The organism is Gordonia sp. UBA5067 (assembly GCF_002414845.1).
Taxonomy (GTDB): Bacteria; Actinomycetota; Actinomycetes; order Mycobacteriales; family Mycobacteriaceae; genus Gordonia; species Gordonia defluvii.
In genome coordinates this window covers 59,797-70,365 of sequence record NZ_DIAX01000034.1, presented here as the reverse complement: position 1 = coordinate 70,365, position 10,569 = coordinate 59,797, and the positions used below count along the sequence as shown (strand labels likewise).

8 protein-coding genes are annotated in these 10,569 nt (G+C 68.0%); 4 read left to right on the top strand and 4 right to left on the bottom strand.

Going from position 1 to position 10,569, the window contains the following annotated elements; translation table 11 throughout:
• Nucleotides 1-27 precede the first annotated feature (27 nt).
• Nucleotides 28-639, bottom strand: coding sequence for a DNA-3-methyladenine glycosylase I (locus B4M62_RS05565; protein ID WP_290705983.1), 612 nt, complete (start codon nt 637-639; stop codon nt 28-30).
• 59 nt (nt 640-698) lie between these two features.
• Here B4M62_RS05565 and B4M62_RS05560 point away from each other — a divergent pair, with 59 nt between their 5' ends.
• The 4 genes from B4M62_RS05560 to B4M62_RS05545 are packed head-to-tail and all read left to right on the top strand — an operon-like array spanning nt 699 to nt 5,108.
• Nucleotides 699-1,316 carry a TetR/AcrR family transcriptional regulator gene (locus B4M62_RS05560; RefSeq protein WP_290705982.1) on the top strand — a complete coding sequence of 206 codons (618 nt, stop codon included), beginning with the start codon at nt 699-701 and terminating at the stop codon, nt 1,314-1,316.
• Nucleotides 1,317-1,364: 48 nt separating this feature from the next.
• A complete protein-coding gene (locus B4M62_RS05555; RefSeq protein WP_290705981.1) occupies nt 1,365-2,606 on the top strand; it encodes an oxygenase MpaB family protein in 1,242 nt (413 codons plus the stop codon).
• Nucleotides 2,603-3,802 carry an SRPBCC family protein gene (locus tag B4M62_RS05550; protein ID WP_290705980.1) on the top strand — a complete coding sequence of 400 codons (1,200 nt, stop codon included), beginning with the start codon at nt 2,603-2,605 and terminating at the stop codon, nt 3,800-3,802. Before B4M62_RS05555 ends, B4M62_RS05550 begins: the two co-directional genes overlap by 4 nt.
• A 55-nt stretch (nt 3,803-3,857) precedes the next feature.
• Complete coding sequence (locus B4M62_RS05545; protein ID WP_290705979.1) at nt 3,858-5,108, top strand: alpha/beta hydrolase family protein; 1,251 nt, start codon at nt 3,858-3,860, stop codon at nt 5,106-5,108.
• 10 nt (nt 5,109-5,118) lie between these two features.
• On the opposite strand, the gene B4M62_RS05540 is transcribed toward B4M62_RS05545, so the two are convergent.
• From B4M62_RS05540 to B4M62_RS05530, 3 genes are all read right to left on the bottom strand, one after another.
• Nucleotides 5,119-7,716, bottom strand: a complete 2,598-nt coding sequence (locus B4M62_RS05540; protein ID WP_290705978.1) for a helix-turn-helix transcriptional regulator — start codon at nt 7,714-7,716, stop codon at nt 5,119-5,121.
• Nucleotides 7,717-7,795: 79 nt separating this feature from the next.
• A complete protein-coding gene (locus B4M62_RS05535; protein WP_290705977.1) occupies nt 7,796-9,472 on the bottom strand; it encodes an ABC transporter family substrate-binding protein in 1,677 nt (558 codons plus the stop codon).
• A partial coding sequence (locus tag B4M62_RS05530) for an ATP-binding cassette domain-containing protein (RefSeq protein WP_290705976.1) occupies nt 9,469-10,569 on the bottom strand: 1,101 nt, incomplete at its 5' end. The genes B4M62_RS05530 and B4M62_RS05535, both read right to left, overlap by 4 nt.

Here is a 10,569-nt window from a genome sequence, read left to right as displayed (position 1 = left end):
CCTCCACCCCGCCGAGTGGGCACCAGATCAGATACTTGCAGGTGGAACGAACATCCGACGGGCGGCGTCGACCTCGGCGCGTGTCTTACATTCGTGCTGATGATCGTTGATCAGGCCCATCGCCTGGATGAACGCGTACGCGGTGGTCGGCCCGACAAAGCGCCAGCCGCGCTTCTTCAGGTCCTTCGACAGGGCCACCGAGGTCGCCGATGTGCTCTTGGTCTGGGGCACACCAACCTCGCCGGGGCCGGGTTCGAACCGCCACAGATAGGCGGCCACCGATCCCTCGCCCGCCTCCATCTCGACGGCCCGACGCGCATTGTTGACTGCCGCCTCGATCTTGCCGCGGTGCCGAACGATGCCCGGATCGCCCAGCAACCTGGTCACATCCGCGTCATCGAATTGCGCGACACGATGGAAGTCGAAGCCGGCAAACGCTTTTCGGAAGTTCTCCCGCTTGTTGAGGATGGTGCGCCAACTCAACCCGGACTGGAATCCCTCCAGACAGATCTTCTCGAACAGCCTGATGTCGTCGCTGACCGGAAAGCCCCATTCGGTGTCGTGGTACGCCAAGAACTCGGGCGCACCGCCGGCCCATGCACACCGCAAATCGCCGTCTGGAGCGAGATAGGGTTCCACGGCCGCCAGTCTAGTTTGCCGCCGATGAACCGGGTGCGACACAGTACGCTGGGACGACGATGGTCGAGCAAACACGCGCACGTCGACGGCGCGGCCGCCCTCCCGGACCGCCGGTGGACCCGACACAGCGGCGGGAGCAACTCCTCGACGCCGCCGAAGTGGCGATCCGCGAGTCGGGGCCCGACGTCGGGCTCGCCGAGGTGGCCGCCGCTGCCGGCCTGACCCGCTCGGCGGTCTACGCATCGTTCACCGATCGGACGGCCCTGCTCGATTCGCTCGCCAACCGGCATACCCGACTCATTATCGGGCGACTCGCCCGTATCGCCGGGGGCATCGCCGACCCCGCTGAGCAGACGCGCGCCGCCATCGACATCCTGGCCGGGTGGTTCGAGGACGAGCCGCAACTGGCCCAGGCGCTCTCTGGCCATCTCCTGCCGACCGCGCCGCTTTCGGACACCGCGGTCGTTGCGGCCATCACCGGGATTCTTTCCGAGGGCTTCGCCGCGCGGGGCCGCGACACCGCCCCGGCGCCGACGTGGGCGCATGCCCTCGTCGGCGCGATGTCGTCGACCATCACGTGGTGGTCGGCGACTCGGACCATCAGCCGGGAACAGGTCGTCGACCACCTGTTCCTCTTGGTGTGGTCGGGCTTCTCCGGAATCGACACGCCCCGCTAGGCGCGGCGCTTCCTTGACGCCTCCCAGTACAAAAGACACACTGTCTTTATGATCGGAAGTGTGTCTGCCACGACCGCTGCCACCATCACCGGGGCACAGAACTGGGATGACGTCGCAGCTCGCTATCCCGCGCACGTCGAAGCGATGGCACAGGGGCTGCTCGCGGGTGATCCGCTGGCCGATGCGGTGATCACCGAACTCTTTTCCGGTGGCGGACTCAAGTGGAACGAGATCGTCTCGGCGCTGGATGATCCAGCACTCACCACGGCAACGCTATCCCAGGAGGCGCCGGCCTTCCGCGCCTTCCTCGAGCACGCGGGCACCCCGCCACCCTGGTTCGATCCGGCACTGGCCCGGGCCGGCGCGGACGCCTGGTGGCGCTTCGGATCGCTCCAGTCGAGCACCCTGTACCAATCGTTGATCTACGGCTATCAGGCACGCGGATTCACCCGGCCCCTCGCCGCGACCGGCCGACTCACCGAGGGAACCTGGGACCGCGTCCAGGCCACCGCCCGGTGGGTCACGCTGGCCACCGCGCCCGGGTTGATGGATGTCGGTGCCGGCGGCTGGGTGGAGACACTGCGCATCCGCCTCGTCCACGCGATGGTCCGCCACCACCTGCACGCCAGCGATGGCTGGGACGACAACGCCTGGGGCGTCCCGATCAATCAGACCTATTCCCAACTGACCATCACCGCCGGATTCCTGGCACTGCCACTGCGGATCGCCCGAGACTTCGGCATTCACTACTCGCGGGCCGACCTCGAAGCCATCACCCACCTGTGGCGATGGGTCGGCTGGGTCATGGGGGTCGAAGACCGCCTGTTGCCCACCAGTTACGACGACGCCATGCGTATCTGGCGGATCTCGCAGGAGTTCCAGCTGCGCCCCCACGACGACGCCAAGACACTCGTCCGCGCCCTGCTCGACGACGGCTACCGCGCCGACCTGGGCCTGCCCGGACCGCTCAACGACGCCGTGCACGCCCTGGTGCGGCCACTTCTGCGACCACTCTTCGCGGCGGTGTCCACGCGGTGGGTCGACGCCGACATCGCCGCGGCGATGGGACTGCGCCAAACACCGCTGCACCACGTCGTCGACCTCGCCCGGCCGGTCGTGCGCTCCCGCGAACTGGTCCGCGCCCTCGGCCTACTCGGTTCTGAGCGCACCATCGCCCAGCGCGAACTGCGGCTGGTCACCTGGCGGCTGGGGATCGACCTGGGCGACCCCAAGATCGTCGGCGCCCGCTACCGCGCCGCCGACGAGAACAGGATGGACCCCGTCGCATGACCGCCCAGTTCACGCTGACACGAGTCCTCGACTGCACGCCGGGCACCGCGTGGCACCTGGTCACCGACCCCGAGCAGATGCGCCGGTGGTCGACCGCCCGCGTCGATCTTGCCGACCCTGGCCCCGGTGAACGACCCGACAGCGCCGGCGCCCTGCGAACCATCACCCTGCCTGACGGCAAGCACCGCCTACGCGAAGTCGTCGAACACGCCGACTGGCCGCGCGAGTTCCGTTACCGCGTGTACGACGGCGGCCCGCTACTCCTGAGTCATCAAGGCGTACAGCGATTCTCGCCCACCAACGACGGACGCACCGTCCTCTCGTGGCAGGTATCGATGCGGCTGATCGCCGCGCCGCTATCGCATGCGCTGTGCCGGGTGATCCGCCGGCAGGTCGGCGCGTCGCTGGACAGCCTCGCGGAGGTTGCCCGCCTTGCGGCCGCCGACGACCCAGAGCCGACGCCGAGGCCCGCCCCAAACCAGGTTGTCCCCGGCTCCGGTGAATTCGATCGGCTGCTCGCCGACGCACAGGACTCACTGCGGGCCCAACGCACCCTCGCCGACGAACTCGCCGCGGACGACGACCCCAAACAGTGGTTCGCGCGCGTCTACCAGTACGTGACCGAGGAGATGATCAGCGCGGCCAGCGGCACTGCCCATTCCGGCGGCATCCCACCCGCCGCACCCACCCGGGCCCTGGACCACCCCGACTGGGTACTGGCCCTCATCCCCGTCTTTCACAAGTATTACGAGCGCAACCTCGCGGCCTATTGCGCGGGCGGCGAAGTGGAACCGGCTTGGTCGAAGGCGTGGTCGACCGCTGATTCACCGGACCCCAAGCGCCCCCACCTACCCGTGATGAAGGGTCTGGTCTACGGGGTGTCCGCGCATATCGACGCCGATCTGCCCCGCGCCCTCGTCGACGTGCACACCGCGCATTATCCCGATCGCGACCTGCGCGAGTTCCGGCCCGACTACCTGCGGTTGGCGCCGGTTTTCACCGCCGCATCCGACCGGCTCCTCGCCGATTTGCCGCGCAGCCACAAACCGTGGTGGACGTCGCTGGCCGCGCGCATCGACCCACAATTCCGCGACGCACTGCTGGGCCGCGCCGGCTACGATGTGGGCCGCCACCGGGTTGCCACCTTCGCCGCGGCGGTGGCGACAACCCGGGGAACGCCGAGCGCGCTCACATAGCCGCGTCGCCGGGTCCCGGACTATTAGGATTGGGGCTCCACCTTCGGAAGGGCCCATGCATCGACCTCATGCCAACCACACAGTGTTCGCCGATGGCTTCTACACCGATGCCGGGCGCGACTTCGCGGTCCGCCTACTCTTGGGCTACTGCTCCTCCGGCGGTGCCGACACCGGCGAAGTGCTGGCAACCATCGCCCGTTGCCGGGAGGGCCATGACCTCGAGTGGTCGAACGCGTGGCTCGCTGTGGGCCGACGCCTGGTCGCCGATGGCGACGCCTCGAGCAGCGCCGGCCATCGGGTCAGCGCCGCATCGTCCTACCTGCGTGCGGCCAACTATCTGTCGCAGGCGTTCGATGGGCTCGACGGCCTCACCGACGATGCCAAGCGGATGCCCGTCTTCGCCGAACACCGGGCGGCGTGGGAGGCATTTCTCGATCATGGCGACTTTTCCGTACAGCGGTTGGCGATCCCGTACGAGGACACCACACTGCCCGGCTGGTATCTGACCCCGGCCGGCGGCGGCACCGGGGCGACGCTCGTCACCATCAACGGAAGTGATGGTTCGGTGTCGGCCCTCTGGTCGGCCGCGGCCTTCGCCGCGCTGGCTCGTGGCTACGGCGTCGTGCTCTTCGACGGGCCCGGCCAGCAATCGATGCTGTTCGAGCGCGGCACCGGGTTCCGGCCCGATTGGGAGGCCGTGCAGACCCCGGTCACCGACCATGTCTGCACGCTGCCCGGTGTCGATCCCGATCGCCTTGCGCTCTATGGCATCAGCCAGGCGGGCTACTGGGTGCCCCGCACGCTGGCCTACGAGCACCGCTACGCCGCTGCGATCGCTGATCCTGGTGTCGTCGATGTTCGCGCGTCGTGGCTCACCCACATGCCGAAACACTTGACGAACCAGCTCGCGACCGGCCGGGCCGACGAGTTCGACCGCGATCTCGCGATCGGTTTGACGGTGTCCCCCAAGACCCGCCGGATGTGGGACTGGCGGGCCCGGCCCTACCTTCAGTCGCAGCCACACGCCGGCTACTTCGACACGCTGACCGCCGTCGGCGACTACGTGATCGACCCGGCGATCGCCAGCGCCATCACCACGCCGCTGCTGATCACCGACCCCGACGACGAGCAGTTCTGGCCGGGCCAATCCACCGAACTCGCGGCGCGCTGCGCCGACGGTATCGCGACCCTCGTCCACTTCACCGCCGACGAGGGCGCGAACGGGCATTGTCAGCCGCTGGCGCGCACCCGCACCGATCAGCGCATATTCGACTGGCTCGACGACCGGCTTGCCCGCCGGGACTGAACGACGAGCCCTAGTGCCCGCCGCGGATGAGGGCGGCGATCTCGGCACGATCGGCGACGTCGAGCTTGGCGCAGGCGCGGTAGACGTGTCCCTCGACGGTTCGGACCGAGACGAACAGCCGGTCGGCGATCTCCTTGTTGCTCAGCCCGGCGGCGACGAGGTTCGCGATCTCCCGTTCCCGCGCCGTCAACGGCAAGGGCTGTGCGGCCAGCACCAGCGCCGGGGTGCGTGCGCCACCGCACTCGACGGCCAGTCGATTAGCCAGCGACGCGGCCGCGACCGACGCCGAACGGGAGCCCTGCTCGGCGTAAAGGACGCTGGCCTGGGCCGAGGAGTCTGCGGCAGCGAGTAGGAAGCCCAGCCCGGCAAACTCATCGGCCACCATATCGAGGGCGTGCGGATCGCCGTCGGCCACCGCCCGCGCGTGCCGGGCGTACACCTCGATCAGCGGGCCGTCGAGTTGCTCGGCCAATTCGGCCAGCCGTGCCGCCCCGACGGCGAGGCCGAACCTCGCCGCCAAGTGCCAGGCCTCCCCCTCGATCGTGAACTGGCTGCTCGCTGCGGCGTTGTGCGCGGCGGTCACCGCAAGTTCGGCCGCCCGGTTGAACATCCCGGCACCGGCGGCCTGCCAGGCGACTGCCACATCGAGACTCGGGCCGAATACCGCCACGTGGTCGTTGTAGGCGCTGCGCGCCCGCGCAATGGCCGACTCGGCAGCCCCACCCTGACCGAGCCCGGACAAGGCCATCGCCTGCAGAATAAAGGCCGGGTAGCTCCACGAGGCGGCGGTGCCCTCCTCGCCCAGCGCCGCCAGGGTCTGCTCCAATCGGGCGGTGGCGCCGGGCAGATCGCCGCGCATGACGGCCACCTCGGCGGCCTGGATACCGGACAGGGCCCACCCCAGATAGTGCCCGGCCGACGAGAAGTCGAGGTAGCGCTGCGCGGCCTTCTCCGCGTCATCGAGATGCCCAGGCAGCGTCAGGGCCAGAATCTCGCCGAACCCCGCCGGGAAGCGCAACAGCCCGTCGGTCACCCGCTCGGCCTCGCGAGCCTGTTCGGCGAGCGGGGCGACCTCATCGCCCCGCCCGATCAACGCCCGCGACAAGCTGCCCCCGAATACCGCCCACTCGACCGCCCACGGGGTCGCCAACGGGTTGGCGAGCACCTCGTCGGACAGCGCGATCGCCTCGTCAAGGCGGTTGGTGAACAAGGCGATGGCCGATGTGACCCCCTTGACGATCAGCGCCAAGGCCGGCTCGGTGACCCGCCCGGCGACAAGTTCGAGGACCCCGGTCGCCCGGGTGGCGTCGCCGACCGCCCAGAACAGGTTGCCGATGCGCAGCAAACCCCAGCGGACGAGTTCGACCTGATCGAAGTCATCGGCGTTGAAGCCGGCCAGCGCCGTCTCCGCCTCGTCGGCACGCCCCTGCCACATCAGCGCCCGGGCCAGCGGCTCGACCGCGGCCAAACCACCCCCGGCGTCGACGGCGGCCTGCGCAAAGCGCTGCGCCATCGGAATATTCGCCAAGGTCAAGGCTTCATTTGCCGCGGCGGCCAGATCATCGCCGGCAATCGCCACGTCGCTGTCGAGCCCCAAGTCGGCGATCAGAATGCGATCGGCCGCGGTGCGGGATCCCTGCGCCTGCAGGACCGAGACCAACTTGCCGCGCAGCCGCCGCGCGGTCAATGATCCCAATCGGCGGCGGATCACCTCACCGAAAAGCGGGTGTGTGTACTGCACGCGAAGGGCGCCGCCCTCCCGCACGATCCGGACCAGCTCGAGGGCTTCGGCCCGCTCCACCGCCGTGTCCCCGACGAGCTCCGTCAGCACGTCCAGCGAGGCCGGCTCACACAGACTCAGATACTGCAGAACCGTCAGCACCTCGGCGTCGAGGCGATCGATCCGGCCCTCCAGCAGGGACGCCAGCTCCGAGGTGATGGCGGTTCGTCCGCGCAACTGCCACACCCCGTTTCGCTCGCGCAGGGTACCCGCCTCGACGGCACCGTCGACAAGATGCCGCAGAAACAGCGCATTCCCACCGGAGGCGTCCCACATCAGGTCGGCCGACAGCCCTTCGAGTCTGCCACCGAGGACCGACTCGACGAGTTCCACGCTCTGCTGCTTGCTGAACGGGCTGAGCGTCAGGCGCCGGAGGTGGCGGTCCTTCCACAAGGACGTCACCGCATCGGGCACGGCTTCGCCGCTGCGCACCGTGGCGACGATGTGCACGGAACGGTCGATCGCCAACTGATGCAGCAGCGTCGCCGACAGCTCGTCGAGCAGGTGTGCGTCGTCGACGCCGATGATGGTCTTCCCCTCGGCCAGCAACGAGTGGCGGGCCGCGGAGAGGTAGCCGACCGGGTCGCTCGTCGCCGAGGGTCCGACGAGGTGTGCGAAGACGCCGAGCGGAATCGACCTCGCCGACTCGGTGCCGGCCACCCAGCGCGCCCCACCGAGTTCGGCAGTCACCAGGCGGGCCAGCGTCGTCTTGCCGACACCCGACTCGCCGGTGAGAATGACACCACCGATGTCCGAATTGACCTGTAGCGCATCACGAATCACCTGAAATTCGCTTGCGCGCTCAACTATCGGCCATTCGGTTGGCATAACACGATAGTAGATCGTCGCGCACCGCGATGAGCCCCAACGAGACAAAATTTTGGACACTCGTCCCAGTGCGGCGCGCCTACCGCTCCCATCCAATGTCCTCGACCGGTCCGACAAAGAACATTCCAGCACCAAAATTGGCCAGCTTCTGCTTCACTGCGACCATTGTCGGACCATTGAACAATGGCAAATTCGAATACTGCCGAAACGCCTGGGCCTCGACGGCATTACCCGCCCTGATCTGCTCTGCTGGCACGGGAAAAGCCTGGACTCGGCGAATCTCGGCATCCAGTTGCGGCGACCCCGCACCCGAACGATTCAGCTGGGAATTCGAACACCAGATCTGGCACAAATAGGCCATTCCGAACGGGTCACTCGACGAGAACCCCATCATGAATACGTCGAATTCCTTGCCGACAATCACCGCAGAAAAATCAGCGCTGGGCCGCACCGAGATCGTCAGACCGATCCCGATCTGACGCAGCATCGCCTGCATCGCTCGCGCCAGATTCGCCGTCGTGGCGTCATCGCCGAGAATCGGCAGACTTAACGTCAACCGCTCACCGGATGCTCCGGTCCGCCGCCGCACCCCCGAAGGATCGGCCACCCACCCGGCCTCATCGAGCAGCCGGCGCGCACGCTGCTGGTCGAAGTCCGCCGTGGATCCAAGGTTGTCCCGGTAGCCGGGCTGAAACGGATACATCAGCAAAGAGCCCGGCAACTGCTCGGTGTAACCGAGCCCGGTGAACCGAATGCGGGCGAGCGTCCGCCGGTCGATTCCTCGCAACAGGGCTTCACGGACCCGGATGTCGCGCAGCGCCGGGGTGGCGAGGTTGACGACCAGAAGGGAATTGGCGGGGCTCGCCGACACCCGGACATCGATGCCGCTCATCGTGACGACCTGGGCCCGATAGTCCTTACTGCCAACGCCGGTGGCATCGAGCTCACCGTTGCGGAATGCGTTGATCGCCGCCTGCGGCTCCAACTGACGGAACACCCGCCGATCGAGCTTTCCCGGCTTGCCCCACCACTTCCGATTGCGCCCGAAGACCACGATCCCGGACGTGCGGTCGTAAGACTCGATCGTGTACGGACCGGCCCCAAGATCGGCCCGCGGATTCTGCAGATAGGAACGGTTGAAGTCGTCGGGGCTGACGATCTTCGGGTGCTGCACGGTGTTGAACAACCCATCCGGCCACGCCCAGATGCCACGGAACGTGACGATGGCCTGCCGGTCGTCCGCGCCCCGCCGCACCGAATCAATCTGATCGTAGCCATCGGTGCTGCTGGCCGCGTAACGGACATCGGCGCCACGGTTGAGCCGCCACGTGTTCTCGAACGCGCGCCAGTCCAGCGGCGTACCGTCGTTGTACATCGCACGCGGATTGATCGTGTACGTCACGACGGTCCGGCCATCGACGACGCCCTTCTGCACATCGGTGAGATAGTCGCGGTTGAACGAATACGCGCCATCGGGCGAGAAATAGGCCAATACCGGGTTGTACCAGCGCCACAGCGCCAGCGAATACGCCGTCGCGTCAGCCTGGAAGACGTTCCATTGCGGGGTGATCTCGGTCAGGGCTGTCGTCAGCCCGCCACCATCGCGCAGATTCTCCCGCGGTTGCACGTTCAACTGCGCCTTTCCCGGCTTGTACGTGCTCATTGCGGACAGGTCGACGCCGCATCCGCTGAGCAGTGCGGTGAACGCGAGCAGTGCGACGGCCAGGCGCCCGGGCCAGGGTCGGCGGCGCCTCACGCCCCCGCCTCGATTCGGGCCCGACGCGGGTCCAGCGGCGGAACCGCCGCGATCAACTGACGGGTGTACGGGTGTTGTGGTCGCTCGAAAACGTCGGCGACCGGACCGATCTCGACAAATTCTCCGCCCTGCATGACCGCGACGCGGTGCGCGATCTTGCGTACCACCGCAAGGTCGTGGGCGACGAGCAGATACGCGACGCCCGTCGCGTCTTGGATCTCGCACAGCAACTCGAGGATGTCCGCCTGAATGGACACATCCAGCGCCGACAGTGGTTCGTCCAGCGCTATCACCGACGGCTCGGTGGCCAGCGCGCGGGCGATCGCCAGGCGCTGGCGCTGCCCGCCGGAAAAGGCCCGCGGGAATCGTTGGCCGTGCCCGGCGTCGAGCCCGACCCGGGTGAACAGCTCGGTCACCCGCGCAGCCGCCTCGGCCGGCGCGCGCCCGGCGACGCGCAGCGGCTCGGCCACGATGTCGTGCGCAGTCATCCGCGGATCGAGGGCGCCGGCGGGGTCTTGGAACACCATCGAGATCTCCTGGCGCAGCGCTCGAGCAGTTCGGCCGCGAGTCGTCGCAGGGTCCATGTCGTTCACACTGATCGTGCCGGGCGGCGCGGCGAAGCCCATGATCTCATGCAGCGTCGTCGACTTGCCGCTGCCGGATTCGCCGACGATCGCGAGGGTCTCGCCGGCCGCGAGGTCGAAGGACACGTCGTTGACCGCCCGGACCTCGCCGGTGCGGCGGCGCAGGAGGCGCGACGTGAGACCGTAGGTCTTACTCAGACCGCGCACGGTCAGCACCGGCGGCCGCTGGTCACCGAGTACCGCCCGACGGCGCATCGGGCCGTCGATCCGCGGCACGGCATTGAGGAGTCGGACGGTGTACGGGTCGCGCGGGTCGTCGAAGAGGCCGGCAACCGGGGCCCGCTCGACCGCCCGGCCATCGTGCATGACGATGACGTCGTCGGCGATACGCGCGACGACGCCGAAATCATGGGTGATCAGCAGGAGTCCGGCGTCGGTCTCGCGTTGCAGGGTGGCCAGGAGCGTGAGCACCTGTGCCGCAACAGTCACATCGAGCGCGGTGGTCGGTTCGTC

Coding starts and splice junctions, on each gene's coding strand:
- B4M62_RS05540 (WP_290705978.1), bottom strand. CDS start 7,716: ATGCCAACCGAATGGCCGATAGTTGAGCGCGCAAGCGAATTTCAGGTG.
- B4M62_RS05560 (WP_290705982.1), top strand. CDS start 699: ATGGTCGAGCAAACACGCGCACGTCGACGGCGCGGCCGCCCTCCCGGA.
- B4M62_RS05550 (WP_290705980.1), top strand. CDS start 2,603: ATGACCGCCCAGTTCACGCTGACACGAGTCCTCGACTGCACGCCGGGC.
- B4M62_RS05555 (WP_290705981.1), top strand. CDS start 1,365: ATGATCGGAAGTGTGTCTGCCACGACCGCTGCCACCATCACCGGGGCA.
- B4M62_RS05545 (WP_290705979.1), top strand. CDS start 3,858: ATGCATCGACCTCATGCCAACCACACAGTGTTCGCCGATGGCTTCTAC.